The sequence below is a fragment of the Citrobacter sp. Cb028 genome, assembly GCF_030336705.1.
GTDB classification, from domain to species: Bacteria; Pseudomonadota; Gammaproteobacteria; order Enterobacterales; family Enterobacteriaceae; genus Citrobacter; species Citrobacter braakii.
In genome coordinates, this window is record NZ_JAOWCZ010000031.1 from 50529 (window position 1) to 66115 (window position 15587).

The window sequence follows — 15587 nt, forward strand, 5'->3', positions numbered from 1 at the left end:
TTGTAACTTGAATCACATTATTTCTGTTGACTTTTATATTTCTTTTCTCAATTCATTGTTTTTAAAGGCATCACCAAAAAACATTCTGCGCTGTATGTAGTTTTCTCCTCGATTGATTTCATTTCGCCGTGCGCGTATTTTATTTTTAACGCTAACTCGTACCCTAAAAATAAAATAAGGAAAATGTATGCGGCTGATTGATTACTTTCCCGAATCATCTATCTCAATAAAAAATTCAGCAAAGAACTGGCAGGAGGCAATTGACTTTTCTATGTCATCCTTACTTGCCAATCATTATGTCAATTCAGATTATATTCAGGCCATTAAAGACTCAACGATTAACAATGGTCCTTATTATATTTTAGCGCCAGGCGTCGCCATGCCGCACGCTCGACCGGAGTGTGGTGCGTTAAAAACCGGTATGTCATTAACGCTTCTCAAACAGGAAGTGAAATTTTCCGAAGACGATGAAGGTATCAGATTATTAATCGGATTGTCGGCGGCTAATGCTGATTCACACATTGGCGCTATTCAGGCCTTAAGCGAATTATTATGTGAAGAGGAAGCACTAACCGCTTTGTTAGCGGCTAAATCAGAAAAACAATTGGCGGATATTATCGCTCAAGCATAATTAACGGTTTCCTTTCAGGACATTATTATGGAAAACAAGTCTGCTCGTGCCAAAGTCCAGGCTTTTGGTGGGTTTTTGACTGCAATGGTCATTCCCAACATCGGCGCGTTTATTGCCTGGGGTTTTATTACCGCATTATTTATTCCTACTGGTTGGATGCCGAATGAGCATTTCGCCAAAATTGTCGGTCCGATGATTACCTATTTACTGCCCGTCATGATTGGCTCCACAGGGGGACATCTGGTTGGCGGGAAACGCGGTGCGGTAATGGGGGGCATTGGTTCTATTGGCGTTATTGTGGGCGCGGATATCCCGATGTTCCTTGGCGCGATGGTAATGGGGCCGCTTGGCGGTTGGGTGATTAAGCATATCGACCGTCTGCTGGAAAAACGCATTCCTGCAGGCTTCGAGATGGTTATCAATAATTTCTCTCTTGGTATTGCGGGAATGCTCTTATGCTTGCTGGGGTTTGAAGTTATCGGCCCGGCGGTTCTCATTGCCAATAATTTCGTGAAGGAGTGTATTGAAGCGTTGGTTCATGCGGGCTATCTGCCGTTGCTATCCGTAATCAATGAGCCGGCAAAAATCCTCTTTCTGAACAATGCCATCGATCAGGGGGTGTATTATCCGCTGGGGATGCAGCAAGCTTCTGAAACGGGAAAATCAATTTTCTTCATGGTGGCATCTAACCCAGGGCCGGGATTAGGTTTGTTACTCGGCTTTGCTATCTTTGGCAAAGGGATGAGTAAAAAGTCTGCGCCAGGCGCCATGATTATCCACTTCCTCGGTGGTATTCATGAACTGTATTTCCCGTATGTGCTGATGAAGCCTCTGACCCTGATCGCGATGATTGCCGGGGGAATGACCGGGACGTGGGTATTCCACCTGCTGGACGGTGGGTTAGTTGCGGGGCCAAGCCCAGGATCTATATTCGCCTATCTGGCATTAACGCCGAAAGGTTCTTTCCTCGCGACCATTGCAGGAGTTACCGCGGGAACCGTTGTTACTTTTGTTATTACCTCTGTCATCCTGAAAATGGAAAAGAACGTTGAAACAGAAAGTGAAGATGACTTTGCTGAATCAGCCAGAACCGTCAAAGCGATGAAGCAGGAAGGGAAATTCTCTTATAAAAACATTAAACGCGTCGCTTTTGTCTGTGATGCAGGAATGGGTTCCAGTGCTATGGGGGCAACCACGTTTCGTAAGCGTCTGGAGAAAGCGGGATTGAATATTACTGTGACGCATTATGCTATCGAAAACGTTCCGCAAGATGCCGATATTATTGTCACCCATGCCAGTCTTGAAGGTCGTGTTAAACGTGTAAGTGAAAAGCCATTAGTGCTGATTAAGAACTATATTGGTGACCCATTGTTGGATGATTTATTTAAACGCATTACTGCGAACTAGCCTTCTTCTATTTTTGGAGTGAATATGAAAACGAAAGTTGCTGCCATATATGGCAAGCAGGATATTCGTATCCGTGAGTTTGAACTACCTGCAATTACAGATAATGAATTGTTAGTAAGCGTAATATCCGATAGCGTTTGTTTGTCCACCTGGAAAGCAGCAGCATTGGGGAGCGATCATAAACGCGTACCGGACGATCTGGAAAATCATCCGGTTATTACCGGGCATGAATGTGCAGGTATTATTGTTGAGGTGGGAAAAAACCTGACGGATAAATATAAGAAAGGTCAGCGTTTTGTGTTGCAACCCGCGATGGGATTGCCAAGTGGATATTCAGCAGGATACAGCTATGAATATTTTGGCGGCAATGCGACATATATGATTATCCCGGAAGTGGCGATTAACCTGGGATGCGTTTTGCCTTACCACGGCTCTTATTTTGCCGCCGCCTCATTGGCAGAACCGATGTGCTGCATTATTGGCGCGTATAATGCGAATTTTCACACCACGCCTTACGTTTATGAGCATCGCATGGGGATTAAGCCAGGGGGGAACATTGCGCTTCTGGCCTGCGCCGGGCCGATGGGTATTGGTGCAATAGATTATGCCATTAACGGGAATATTCAGCCGTCGCGCGTGGTGGTGGTCGACATTGACGAAGCACGACTGGCGCAGGCTAAAAAACTGTTGCCCGTTGAGCTGGCGGCACAAAAGGGGATTGAGCTCATCTATGTGAATACTACTGGCATGGATTCTCCGACAGCGATGCTGCGAGCGTTAACTCATGACGCAGGTTTTGATGATGTCTTTGTGTATGCGGCAGTGCCTGCAGTTGTTGAGATGGCTGATGATTTACTCGCGGAAGATGGTTGCCTGAATTTTTTTGCCGGTCCTACGGACAGTAACTTCAAAGTGCCGTTTAATTTTTATAACGTGCACTACAACAGCACTCACGTTGTCGGAACATCCGGTGGTTCAACGGATGATATGAAAGAGGCCATTGCGCTCAGTGCAACCGGCCAACTGCAACCGTCGTTTATGGTGACGCACATTGGCGGCCTTGATGCAGTTCCGGAAACTGTTTTGAATTTACCGGCGATCCCCGGCGGTAAGAAGCTGATATATAACGGCGTTACCATGCCACTAACCGCCATTGCTGATTTTGCCGAGAAAGGGAAAACTGACCCATTATTCAAAGAACTGGCGCTACTGGTGGAGGAGACGCACGGTATCTGGAATGAAAAGGCAGAAAAATACCTTTTGGCACACTTTGGCGTTGATATCGGGGAGGCGGCGATATGATGTCGCTGGCATGGCCGCTATTTCGTATCACGGAGCAGGCTGCACTGGCAGCCTGGCCGCAAACCGGGTGCGGCGATAAAAACAAGATTGATGGTCTGGCTGTGACGGCAATGCGGGAAGCATTGAACAGTATTGCCATTCGCGGATGCATCGTTATTGGCGAAGGGGAGATTGATCAAGCCCCGATGCTGTGGATTGGTGAGGAAGTGGGAACCGGCACCGGACCTGAGGTAGATATCGCCGTTGATCCTATCGAAGGAACCCGAATGGTGGCTATGGGGCAAAGCAATGCGCTGGCCGTCATGGCGTTTGCCCCTCGCGGTAGTTTGTTACACGCCCCTGATATGTACATGAAAAAACTGGTTGTTAATCGGTTTGCGAAAGGGGCGATTAATCTGGCGCTGCCGTTGGCAGATAATCTGCGTAATGTGGCAGAGGCGTTGGGTAAACCGCTGGAGCGACTGCGGATGGTGACGCTGGATAAACCGCGCCTTCAACCAGCGATTGCCGAGGCGACACGGCTTGGCGTCAAGGTCTTTGCTCTACCCGACGGCGACGTGGCCGCCAGCGTGCTGGCCTGTATGCAGGAGAATCCTTATGATCTGATGTATACCATTGGCGGCGCGCCTGAAGGGGTTATTTCAGCCTGTGCGGTTAAAGCGCTGGGGGGGGATATGCAGGCTGAACTGATTGATTTTTGCGAAGCGAAAGGAAATAACGCAGATAATCGTCTGATTGCGGCACAGGAACATCAGCGCTGCGCGGAAATGGGCGTTGAGATCAACCGGATCTACGCGCTGGACGAACTGGTAGGAGGAAATAAGATCCTCTTCAGCGCGACAGGGGTCACGGGCGGCGATCTTGTGAAAGGGATCCAACAGGTTGCGAATGGTGTGCGCACGCAAACTTTACTGATCGGCGGCGCGGATCGAACGTGTAATATAATAGACTCTCTGCATTCATGGTGATTTATCGAGAAACGAATGACGACGCTGACAGAAGACGATGTGCTTGAGCAACTGGATGCTCAAAATAATTTACTCTCGTTTATGACGACGGCACATAACATTTTGCTCCAGGGCATTAAGCGCTTTCTACCGTCGCTGTTCGTTAATAACGATGAAGAGATCGTGGAATATGCAGTGAAGCCGTTACTCGCCCAGAGTGGACCGCTTGACGATATCGACGTTGCGTTACGTCTGATTTATGCGTTGGGAAAAATGGATAAATGGCTTTATGCCGACATCACCCATTTCTCTCAGTTTTATCAGTACCTGAACGAGCAGGATAATATCCCTGGTTTTGCCGATGACATTACCTGGGATTTTGTCAGCAACGTGAACAGTATCACCCGCAACGCAACGCTCTACGGTGCGCTGGAGTCGATGAAATTTGCCGACTTTGCTGCGTGGTCCGAAGTGCGCTTTAGCGCAATGGTCAAGACGGCAATGACGCTGGCAGTGACGGCGATTTTAAAGGAATTAACGCCGTGAAAATCAAACTAACGGTGAATGGGCTACAGGTTGAAGCACATTACCGTGATGATGAGATAGAGAACGTCCACAAACCGTTATTACAACAGCTGGCAAAAATACACGCCCCTCACCCGCAGCGACGAACGATCGTTTTTCTCAGCGCACCGCCTGGTACGGGTAAATCGACGCTGACCACCTTCTGGGAATATCTCTCCCGTCAGGATCCTGGCCTGCCGGAGATCCAGACGCTGCCGATGGATGGCTTCCATCACTACAACACCTGGCTGGATGCTCATAACCTGCGAGCATACAAAGGTGCGCCGGAAACCTTTGATGTGGATAAGCTTGCGCAGAATCTACGTCTGATAAGGGAAGGGGAGGGCACCTGGCCACAGTACGACCGGCAAAAACACGATCCGGTAGAAGCGGTCATAACAGTGACCGCGCCGATTGTGATTGTGGAAGGAAACTGGTTATTACGCGATGATGAAAGGTGGCGGGCGTTAGCTGAGTTTTGTGATTACTCGCTGTTTATTCGTGCACCTGCAAACGCGCTCCGTACACGACTGGTAGGCCGTAAACTGGCGGGCGGACTATCACAAGCTGACGCTGAGGCGTTTTATGAGCGTACCGACGGACCGAATGTTCGTCGGGTACTGGAAGCGAGTCTGCCTGGTGACCTGACGCTGGAGATGCTGGAATCTGGTGAATATCGGATAGCGTGAAGGCCAATTATTCCTGTTAAGCCGTAATGATTATTACGGTTTACTGGAATAATTTCCCCCGGTCTCAGCGGGAAAAATGTGATGTACGTCAGATAACTGTTTTCTTTGGCTGGACAATCATTCCTTTTATTCCGCGTTTCGCTTATTCTAGCTGAAGCGTTTCAGTCGATTAAATGTTCGACAATTAACCAATTAGTCGCAGTTTGCGACAGGTAAGGTTTCCCTGAGCGATTTGCTGCATTACTCTGTCTGCCACATCGTTTCTGAGAAATCCTTGCAGGAGACCTATGACCGTACGCGTAGCGATTAATGGTTTCGGTCGCATCGGACGCAACGTGGTTCGTGCTTTGTATGAATCCGGGCGTCGGGCGGAAATCACCGTGGTGGCAATCAACGAACTGGCGGATGCTGCAGGCATGGCGCATTTGTTGAAATATGACACCAGCCATGGACGTTTTGCCTGGGATGTTCGTCAGGAACGTGACCAGCTCATCGTTGGCGATGACGCGATCCGCATTCTGCATGAGCGAACGCTCGATGCGCTTCCCTGGCGCGAACTGAGTGTCGACGTTGTGCTGGATTGTACGGGGGTCTTCGGCAACCGCGAACACGGCGAGGCGCATATTGCCGCTGGTGCAAAAAAAGTGCTCTTTTCACATCCTGGTAGTCACGACATCGACGCAACCGTTGTGTATGGCGTTAATCAGGATCAGCTGCGCGCTGAACACCGGATCGTTTCCAACGCCTCCTGCACCACGAATTGCATAATACCCGTCATTAAATTGCTGGATGATGCTTACGGCATTGAGTCTGGTACCGTCACCACGATCCACTCCGCGATGCACGATCAGCAGGTTATTGATGCCTATCATCCTGACCTGCGTCGCACGCGAGCGGCCAGCCAGTCTATTATTCCGGTTGATACCAAACTGGCGGCGGGCATCACGCGAATTTTCCCGCAGTTTAACGATCGTTTTGAAGCGATTGCGGTGCGTGTACCGACCATAAATGTGACGGCGATCGACTTAAGCGTGACGGTGAAAAAACCAGTAAAAGCCAGTGAAGTCAACCAGTTGCTGCAAAAAGCAGCACAAGGTGCATTTCATGGTATAGTTGACTATACGGAATTACCGTTGGTCTCTGTAGATTTTAACCACGACCCGCACAGCGCCATCGTTGATGGTACGCAAACGCGCGTGAGTGGCGCTCACCTGATCAAAACGCTGGTCTGGTGTGATAATGAATGGGGCTTTGCTAACCGTATGCTCGACACAACGTTAGCGATGGCTGCTATTGGTTTCAGGCTCGACGCTTGAGCGTCGACAAAACTTTATGAATCAACGAGAGGATTCACCATGTCTGTAATTAAGATGACCGATCTGGATCTGGCTGGTAAACGCGTTTTTATCCGTGCGGACCTGAACGTACCAGTTAAAGAAGGGAAAGTAACCAGCGATGCGCGTATCCGTGCTTCCCTGCCGACCATCGAACTGGCCCTGAAACAGGGTGCTAAAGTGATGGTAACTTCCCACCTGGGTCGTCCTACCGAAGGCGAGTACAACGAAGAATTCTCTCTGCTGCCGGTTGTTAACTACCTGAAAGACAAACTGTCTGCTCCGGTTCGCCTGGTAAAAGATTACCTGGACGGCGTTGAAGTCGCTGCCGGTGAACTGGTTGTTCTGGAAAACGTTCGCTTCAACAAAGGCGAGAAGAAAGACGACGAAGCACTGTCCAAAAAATACGCTGCGCTGTGTGACGTATTCGTAATGGACGCTTTCGGTACCGCTCACCGTGCGCAGGCTTCTACCCACGGTATCGGTAAATTCGCCGACGTAGCTTGCGCTGGTCCGCTGCTGGCTGCTGAGCTGGATGCGCTGGGTAAAGCGCTGAAAGAACCTGCTCGTCCGATGGTGGCTATCGTTGGTGGTTCTAAAGTTTCTACCAAACTGACCGTTCTGGACTCTCTGTCAAAAATCGCTGACCAGCTGATCGTTGGTGGTGGTATCGCGAACACCTTCGTTGCTGCTCAAGGCCACAACGTCGGCAAATCCCTGTACGAAGCTGACCTGGTTGATGAAGCTAAGCGTCTGCTGACGACTTGCGATATCCCGGTCCCGACTGACGTTCGCGTAGCGACTGAATTCTCTGAAACTGCACCGGCTACGCTTAAATCCGTTAGCGATGTAAAAGAAGACGAGCAGATCCTGGATATCGGCGACGCTTCTGCACAGCAGCTGGCTGACATTCTGAAGAATGCGAAAACCATTCTGTGGAACGGCCCGGTTGGCGTGTTCGAATTCCCGAACTTCCGCAAAGGTACTGAAATCGTTGCTAATGCTATCGCAGACAGCGAAGCATTCTCTATCGCAGGCGGCGGTGACACCTTGGCAGCAATCGACCTGTTCGGCATTGCTGACAAAATCTCCTACATCTCTACTGGCGGCGGCGCATTCCTCGAATTCGTGGAAGGCAAAGTACTGCCAGCAGTAGCCATGCTCGAAGAGCGTGCTAAAAAGTAAGACATTGATGGGCAGGGAAACCTGCCCAATTATTAGCGCGCTGTCGAGCGCGCCCCCTTTCCAAGGCCGAAGATACAGGACTCGCAACATGTCTAAAATTTTTGATTTCGTAAAACCAGGCGTAATTACTGGTGATGACGTACAGAAAGTTTTCCAGGTAGCTAAAGAAAACAACTTTGCTCTGCCAGCTGTTAACTGCGTTGGTACCGACTCCATCAACGCCGTTCTGGAAACCGCTGCAAAAGTTAAAGCGCCGGTAATCGTCCAGTTCTCCAACGGTGGTGCTTCTTTCATCGCGGGTAAAGGCGTGAAGTCTGATGTTCCTCAGGGCGCTGCAATCCTGGGTGCTATCTCTGGTGCGCATCACGTTCACCAGATGGCTGAACACTATGGTGTTCCGGTTATCCTGCACACTGACCACTGCGCGAAGAAACTGCTGCCGTGGATCGACGGTCTGCTGGACGCGGGTGAAAAACACTTCGCAGCAACGGGCAAACCGCTGTTCTCTTCTCACATGATCGACCTGTCTGAAGAGTCTCTGGAAGAGAACATCGAAATCTGCTCCAAATACCTGGCGCGCATGTCCAAAATGGGCATGACTCTGGAAATCGAACTGGGTTGCACCGGTGGTGAAGAAGACGGCGTGGACAACAGCCACATGGACGCTTCTGCACTGTACACCCAACCGGAAGACGTTGACTACGCATACACCGAGCTGAGCAAAATCAGCCCGCGTTTCACCATCGCAGCGTCCTTCGGTAACGTACACGGCGTTTACAAGCCGGGTAACGTAGTTCTGACCCCGACCATCCTGCGCGACTCTCAGGACTATGTTTCTAAGAAACATAACCTGCCTCATAACAGCCTGAACTTCGTCTTCCACGGTGGTTCCGGTTCTACTGCTCAGGAAATCAAAGACTCCGTAAGCTACGGCGTAGTGAAAATGAACATCGACACCGATACCCAATGGGCTACCTGGGAAGGCGTTCTGAACTACTACAAAGCAAACGAAGCTTACCTGCAGGGTCAGTTGGGCAACCCGAAAGGCGAAGATCAGCCGAACAAGAAATACTACGATCCGCGCGTATGGCTGCGTGCTGGTCAGGCAACTATGATCACCCGTCTGGAACAGGCTTTCAAAGAACTGAACGCGGTTGACGTTCTGTAATTTACGCCGTCCAACGTGACATGAGGCCCGCAAATGCGGGCCTTTTTTATTGCCATTTCAATGTGCTGCTGACAGAGAATTCTGTGATCTGTTTGGCAAAATCTGAGTTTATTGTTTACCCTTGTCAGGTTGCCAGTCCCGTTAGGGCGGCTTTATTTCTCCCGTTTGGGTAAGCAAAAAAGGAATATTGAATGGAAGATTTGAATGTTGTCGACAGCATAAACGGTGCGGGCACCTGGCTGGTCCGCAATCAGGAGCTACTGTTGAGCTATGCCGTCAACATCGTTGCGGCTCTCGCGATTGTCATTATCGGTATGATCGTGGCGCGTATCGTATCAAACACCGTTAACCGCCTGATGCTGGCGCGTAAAATTGATGCCACCGTTGCCGACTTTCTTTCTGCACTGGTGCGCTACGGTATTATCGCTTTCACGCTGATTGCCGCGCTGGGTCGCGTTGGGGTGCAAACTGCCTCCGTGATCGCCGTTCTCGGTGCCGCAGGTTTAGCTGTCGGTCTGGCGCTGCAAGGGTCGCTGTCCAACCTCGCCGCAGGCGTGCTGCTGGTGATGTTCCGTCCGTTCCGCGCGGGTGAATATGTAGACCTTGGCGGCGTTGCGGGAACCGTGCTTAACGTGCAGATTTTCTCCACAACTATGCGTACCGTAGACGGTAAGATTGTGGTGATCCCAAACGGTAAAATCATTGCCGGGAACATCATTAACTTCTCTCGCGAGCCGGTCCGTCGTAACGAATTTATTATCGGCGTGGCCTACGACTCCGATATCGATCAGGTGAAAAAAATCCTCACTGATATCATCCAGTCTGAAGATCGCATCCTAAAAGACCGTGAAATGACGGTACGCCTGAATGAGCTGGGCGCTTCCTCGATTAATTTCGTCGTACGCGTCTGGAGCAACAGCAGCGATCTGCAAAGCGTCTACTGGGATGTACTGGAGCGCATTAAGCGCGAGTTTGACGCCAACGGTATCAGCTTCCCGTACCCGCAGATGGATGTGAACTTTAAACGCGTGAAAGAGAACGCGACCGAGTAACTTCAGCTAAAAACGCCCGCCAGAGAGAGGCGGGCGTTGATTTATCTCGTCTTGTTAAGAATTGCGCTGACACCCTGCATCAGCTCGCCAACATCGCTTATTCCTTTACTTTCCTGTTGAGCAATCCATTCGGCCTGAACGTGCTGATAACCGGTAGCGGCTTGCCACGCATTCAGCTCGCTGTTGCTCAGGTAGTGAACGTGTGCGCCCTCTTTTGCCATCTTTTTCGCTATTGCGGTCAGGCTTGCGTCCTGCACTGCGCCAATACGCTTTTGCGTCATGGCGGCGGCCCGATTGATGGCTGCGCGATCTTTCACGTCCAGGCTATCCCAGACGTCTTTATTCATCACCAGAAGATAAACGTGTCCGAGCCAGAGCGAAGGGGAGAGCTGAATATAGGGGGCCGCCCGCTGGGCATGGATATCATCTCCGCTGTCGAGGTTAACCATCAGGCCGTCAAGCTGTCCGGTCTGAAGCGCATCGGTAATTTTTTCATTCCATGGCATGCTGACCGGCACGCCGCCCGCGTTGCGTAAAAATGATTGATGCCAAAAGCTGGCGGTCCGCCATTGGCTTGCATTCAGCTGCGCCAAATCGACGTTCGGCTTGGTAGTAAAAAATCCAACCGGATAGCCGAGGAAAAACTGAAGATTCACCAGATTGTTGTTTTCCAGCTCGCGACCAAACTGGCGATACTCGCGGAAAATCCGCTGAAAGGCGTTAACCTGCGCTTCACCACGACCCGGTCCGAGGGGGAAGCTCTTAAAAATCTGGTGTCGCGGCAGTTGTTCGGGCGTGTACTCAGGGACCACGATCCCCATATCCGCCACGCTGCCCTGGCCGATAGTTTTTAAGGCGTCATAGCTGGTGGACAGCTCGCCGTTCCAGTGAGCGTCGATTTTCAAACGTCCAAGCGACTCTTGTTCGATCGCGCGAAAAAAAGTCTCTTTTATGAGCCGGGTACGCATGTTGCCATATGGCTCGTGATCGGTATAGCGCAGCGTTCTGTCTGCGCTGGCGACAGTGGGCCACAAACTGGTAACTATCAGCGAGGCACAGAAGAGAAAAATGTTCGCGTTATGCTTCATACCCATTCCTTTGGTATAGACAGATTTATCTTTCAGCATACCTCGGGTAACGCACAATCGCTATTGTCAGAGACTGAATATGGAGGGGAGTGTGCGCGGTATTATTAATAATGCTAATTACTGATTAATATTATCCATTTCCTCTAATGAATCCCGCGCAGTATAGTCTGCCCACAAGACAATTATGTGAGATGTTTTACATGTTATCCTACTATTTTCAAGGGGTTGCGCTTGGTGCAGCCATGATACTTCCGCTTGGTCCACAAAATGCCTTCGTGATGAATCAGGGGATCCGTCGTCAGTATCACATCATGATTGCTTTACTCTGCGCCATCAGCGATTTAGTGCTGATTTGCGCGGGTATCTTCGGCGGTAGCGCCTTGCTGATGCAGTCGCCATGGCTGATGGCGCTGGTCACCTGGGGCGGGGTCGCATTTTTACTCTGGTACGGATTCGGTGCGCTAAAAACGGCGATGAGCAGTAATCTGGAACTGGCCAGCGCCGAGGTGATGAAGCAGGGGCGCTGGAAAATTATCGCCACTATGCTGGCGGTGACATGGCTCAACCCACATGTTTACCTGGATACCTTTGTGGTGCTCGGGAGTCTGGGGGGACAACTGGACGTTGAGCCTAAACGCTGGTTTGCACTGGGAACCGTCAGCGCTTCGTTCCTGTGGTTCTTCGGTCTGGCATTGCTGGCGGCCTGGCTGGCACCGCGTCTGCGAACTGCGAAAGCACAGCGCATCATCAATACGCTGGTAGGATTAGTGATGTGGTTTATCGCTTTTCAGCTGGCAAAAGAAGGTGTTGCGCACGTTCAAGCGCTGTTCAACTAAGTGTTGTCTGATGGACAACGCAGCGAGATCGGCTAAGCTTGCCTGCATGTGCCCTGAGTTTTGGGGTAATTAATGAAACATGGAGGAACGACCGTGAAGTTCAAAATAATGGCCCTGGCGGCATTAGTCGGATTCAGCGCACTATCGGTACAGGCAAATGAGTTGCCAAATGGACCGCACATCGTGACTTCCGGAACGGCAAGCGTAGATGCAACACCAGACATCGCCACCCTGGCGATTGAAGTGAACGTTGCTGCAAAGGATGCGGCTTCCGCGAAGAAGCAGGCCGATGAGCGCGTGGCGCAATATCTGTCTTTCCTTGAACAGAACCAGATAGCGAAGAAAGACATTAGCGCTGCAAACTTGCGTACGCAGCCGGACTACGACTACCAGAACGGCAAAAGCATCCTCAAAGGTTATCGTGCAGTGCGCACCGTTGAAGTCACGCTGCGTCAGTTGGACAAACTCAACGCTCTGCTTGATGGCGCGCTGAAGGCCGGTCTGAATGAGATTCGTTCGGTATCGCTGGGCGTTGCCCAGCCGGATGCTTACAAAGACAAAGCGCGTAAAGCGGCGATTGATGATGCTGTTCATCAGGCTGAACAGCTGGCCGCGGGCTTTAATAGCAAACTGGGTCCCGTTTACAGTGTGCGTTACCACGTTTCCAATTATCAACCGAGCCCGATGGTACGGATGATGAAAGCAGATGCAGCGCCTGCAACCTCCGCTCAGGAAACCTACGAACAGCCGGTTATTCAGTTTGATGATCAGGTTGATGTCGTCTTCCAGATTGAGCCTACAGTAACCAATAAGTAGTCTTGATATAGGCGTAAGTCGCCATCCAGCAAGTTTTTAGCCTGATGGCGATGCTTACGCGTCTCATCAGGCCGACAAAATATTCCAGCCGGTTTTTCTGTGAGCAACTGTAAAAATGAGACCTCACATTCAGTCTTTTTTTTCGTGGTAATGAGGATAGGCCATAGCGATTTTTAAGGGGACGCTATGGATATTTTTATCTCGAAAAAGATGCGTAATTTCATTCTGCTGGCGCAAACCAATAACATCGCCAGAGCGGCAGAAAAAATACATATGACCGCATCGCCTTTCGGTAAAAGCATTGCTGCACTGGAAGATCAAATCGGCTATACGCTGTTTACCCGTAAAGATAACAACATCAGCCTGAATAAAGCCGGACAGGAGCTGTATCAGAAGCTGTTTCCCGTCTATCAGCGCCTCTCTGCCATTGATAACGAAATCCATAACGCCTCTTGTCGCTCGCGGGAAATCGTCATCGGTATCGATAATACTTATCCAACGATTATTTTTGACCAGTTGATTAGCCTTGGCGATAAATATGACGGCGTGACGGCCCAGGCCGTTGAATTCAGTGAGAATGGGGTGATTGATAATCTGTTCGACCGCAAACTGGATTTCATTATCTCGCCACAGCACGTTTCCCCCCGCGTACAGGAGTTGGAAAATCTGGCGATCAGCGAACTGCATCCGCTACGTCTGGGGTTTCTCGTTTCCCGGCGCTACGAAGAGAAACAGCCGCAGGATCTGCTGCGCGAGCTGCCCTGGCTGCAAATGCGCTTCCAGAATCGCGCCAACTTTGAGGCGATGCTGGATGCTTATATGCGGCCCTGTGGGATCAATCCGACGATTATCTACCGTCCGTACAGCTTTATGGCCAAGATTAGCGCGGTGGAGCGCGGGCAGTTTTTGACGGTGATCCCTCATTTTGCCTGGCGGCTGGTGAATCCGTCGACGCTAAAGTATTTCGACGCGCCCGGCAGCCCCATGTATATGCAGGAGTTTCTCTATTCTCTGAAAAATCATCGCTATACCGGCACCATGCTCCAGCATATTGCTGAAGATCGTGACGGTACGGCAAGTTAACCGAGCATCGATCCTGTCTCGAGAAGGTTGCGATGCAGATCGAACGCATGGCTGAGATCGTGATGGATATGCCCGCCGGGCGCTTTTTCCAGATAGCGGTGCAGGTAGTCCCGGTAAAGGGGATGCGCACAGTTATCGATAATCGTGTGCGCCCGCTGCATCGGAGATAACCCACGCAGATCGGCAATCCCTTGTTCGGTCACGATCACTTTAACGCTATGTTCGCTGTGGTCGACATGGCTGCACATCGGCACGATGGTTGAGATTTTCCCGCCTTTGGCAATCGACGGCGCCATAAAGATAGACAGGTAGGCGTTGCGCTCGAAATCCCCGCTGCCGCCGATCCCGTTCATCAGGTTCACGCCCGCAACGTGCGTGGAATTGGCATGGCCGTAGATATCAAACTCCAGCCCAACGTTGAGTGCAATGACCCCCAGCCGACGGATGATTTCCGGGTTATTGGAGATCTCCTGCGGGCGCAGCACAATTCGGCTGGCGAAGAAGTCCATATTGTCGTAAATCTTCTGTAGCGACGGGGCTGAGATGGTCAGGCTGGAGGCGCTGGCACCGGTGATCTTGCCCGTTTCCAGCAGATGCACCACCGATTCCTGTAACACCTCTGAATACATCATAAAGGGCGGAATATCCGGATTCTCCCCCAGTCGCGCCATTACCGCGTTGTTGATATTGCCCACGCCGCTTTGTAAGGGCAGAAACTCTGCTGGAATGCGTTTGTGCGCCATTTCTGCCAGTAGGAAAGTGACGACGTTATCGGCAATTTGTTGGCTGACCGGATTGGTTTTATCCGACGCATTCCCGGCATCGGGCAGCTCGGTATCCACCACCGCTACCACTTTCCTGGGGTCTATCTGCACGCACTGACTGCCCACGCGATCCATGGTATGAAATATGGGTACGCTGTTACGCCGCGGCGGTGCGCCGGGTATTACGATGTCGGCAAACTCAGCCACGCGTGGATTATGGTAATGATTCAGCTCGATAATCACCTTTTTCGCCCGCAGCAGCCAGGTAGGCGCATTGCCAATACCGCTGGAAAGCCAAATCCGGCCATCCGGCGCAATGGCGGAGGCTTCAATGACGGCAACATCGATATCGCCAAAAAAGCCGTAATTAACCATCTGCGCGACTTCGCTCAAATGGAGATCGACAAACCTCACCTGGCCTTGGTTAATTTTCTCGCGCAGGCCAGATGAGGTTTGATAAGGCGCACGCCAGGAAACGGCATCCGCCGCGGATAATGCATCATCAGCGGCGGCGCCAATTGACGCCCCGGTCAGCAGGCGGATCTGAAAAGGCTGCCCGTCCTGATGCCGTTCGCAGGCGCGTTGGGCAATTGCGGTGGGTAACGCTTTTGGCGAACCCGCGGGGGTAAAGCCGCTGAACGCCACCATATCATCGTGCTGGATAATTTCTGCCGCCTGTTCGGCGCTCATCCGTTTCATGGCCGTCTCCTTCGTCGGACGT

15 protein-coding genes are annotated in these 15587 nt (G+C 51.0%); 13 read left to right on the forward strand and 2 right to left on the reverse strand.

Features of this window, described 5'->3' with window-relative positions; all coding sequences use genetic code 11:
- Window positions 1–187 precede the first annotated feature (187 nt).
- The 10 genes from cmtB to OGV75_RS07825 all read left to right on the forward strand — a co-directional run bounded on the left by cmtB (window position 188) and on the right by OGV75_RS07825 (window position 10279).
- Complete coding sequence (cmtB, locus tag OGV75_RS07780; protein ID WP_047414452.1) at window positions 188–631, forward strand: PTS mannitol transporter subunit IIA; 444 nt, start codon at window positions 188–190, stop codon at window positions 629–631.
- Window positions 632–658: 27 nt separating this feature from the next.
- A complete protein-coding gene (locus OGV75_RS07785; protein ID WP_016154384.1) occupies window positions 659–2038 on the forward strand; it encodes a PTS mannitol transporter subunit IIBC in 1380 nt (459 codons plus the stop codon).
- 24 nt (window positions 2039–2062) lie between these two features.
- Window positions 2063–3340, forward strand: coding sequence for a zinc-binding dehydrogenase (locus tag OGV75_RS07790; RefSeq protein WP_286480511.1), 1278 nt, complete (start codon window positions 2063–2065; stop codon window positions 3338–3340).
- On the forward strand, window positions 3337–4308 hold the full coding sequence (gene glpX / locus OGV75_RS07795) for a class II fructose-bisphosphatase (protein WP_286480512.1): 972 nt from the start codon (window positions 3337–3339) through the stop codon (window positions 4306–4308). The genes OGV75_RS07790 and glpX overlap by 4 nt, the downstream gene beginning before the upstream one ends.
- A gap of 15 nt (window positions 4309–4323) precedes the next feature.
- Window positions 4324–4833 carry an MltR family transcriptional regulator gene (locus tag OGV75_RS07800; RefSeq protein ID WP_016154381.1) on the forward strand — a complete coding sequence of 170 codons (510 nt, stop codon included), beginning with the start codon at window positions 4324–4326 and terminating at the stop codon, window positions 4831–4833.
- A complete protein-coding gene (locus tag OGV75_RS07805; protein WP_151222340.1) occupies window positions 4830–5540 on the forward strand; it encodes a nucleoside/nucleotide kinase family protein in 711 nt (236 codons plus the stop codon). Before OGV75_RS07800 ends, OGV75_RS07805 begins: the two co-directional genes overlap by 4 nt.
- A 287-nt stretch (window positions 5541–5827) precedes the next feature.
- Window positions 5828–6856: an erythrose-4-phosphate dehydrogenase gene (gene epd / locus OGV75_RS07810; protein WP_016154379.1), complete on the forward strand. Its 1029-nt coding sequence runs from the start codon at window positions 5828–5830 to the stop codon at window positions 6854–6856.
- A gap of 39 nt (window positions 6857–6895) precedes the next feature.
- Entirely contained in the window at window positions 6896–8059 is a 1164-nt protein-coding gene (gene pgk, locus OGV75_RS07815) for a phosphoglycerate kinase (RefSeq protein WP_003027032.1), read from the forward strand.
- Between the two features lie 88 nt (window positions 8060–8147).
- Complete coding sequence (fbaA, locus tag OGV75_RS07820) at window positions 8148–9227, forward strand: class II fructose-bisphosphate aldolase (RefSeq protein WP_003027029.1); 1080 nt, start codon at window positions 8148–8150, stop codon at window positions 9225–9227.
- 191 nt (window positions 9228–9418) lie between these two features.
- The gene (locus tag OGV75_RS07825; RefSeq protein WP_019077645.1) at window positions 9419–10279 is read left to right on the forward strand and encodes a small-conductance mechanosensitive channel MscS; all 861 of its coding nucleotides are present in this window, start codon (window positions 9419–9421) and stop codon (window positions 10277–10279) included.
- A gap of 41 nt (window positions 10280–10320) precedes the next feature.
- On the opposite strand, the gene dctP is transcribed toward OGV75_RS07825, so the two are convergent.
- Window positions 10321–11367, reverse strand: a complete 1047-nt coding sequence (dctP, locus tag OGV75_RS07830; protein ID WP_286480513.1) for a TRAP transporter substrate-binding protein DctP — start codon at window positions 11365–11367, stop codon at window positions 10321–10323.
- A gap of 200 nt (window positions 11368–11567) precedes the next feature.
- Between dctP and argO the strand changes: the two genes are divergently transcribed.
- The 3 genes from argO (at window position 11568) to srsR (ending at window position 14102) form a co-directional block, all read left to right on the forward strand.
- Entirely contained in the window at window positions 11568–12203 is a 636-nt protein-coding gene (argO, locus tag OGV75_RS07835; protein ID WP_286480514.1) for an arginine exporter ArgO, read from the forward strand.
- A gap of 93 nt (window positions 12204–12296) precedes the next feature.
- Window positions 12297–13019: an oxidative stress defense protein gene (locus tag OGV75_RS07840; protein WP_029139653.1), complete on the forward strand. Its 723-nt coding sequence runs from the start codon at window positions 12297–12299 to the stop codon at window positions 13017–13019.
- A gap of 186 nt (window positions 13020–13205) precedes the next feature.
- Complete coding sequence (gene srsR / locus OGV75_RS07845) at window positions 13206–14102, forward strand: LysR family transcriptional regulator SrsR (protein ID WP_286480515.1); 897 nt, start codon at window positions 13206–13208, stop codon at window positions 14100–14102.
- Here srsR and scpC read toward each other — a convergent pair.
- Window positions 14099–15565 (reverse strand): succinyl-CoA:acetate CoA-transferase ScpC, encoded by a 1467-nt coding sequence (scpC, locus tag OGV75_RS07850; protein WP_046274940.1) that lies wholly within the window; start codon window positions 15563–15565, stop codon window positions 14099–14101. The two genes, srsR and scpC, sit on opposite strands and share 4 nt — an antisense overlap.
- Between the last annotated feature and the right edge of the window lie 22 nt (window positions 15566–15587).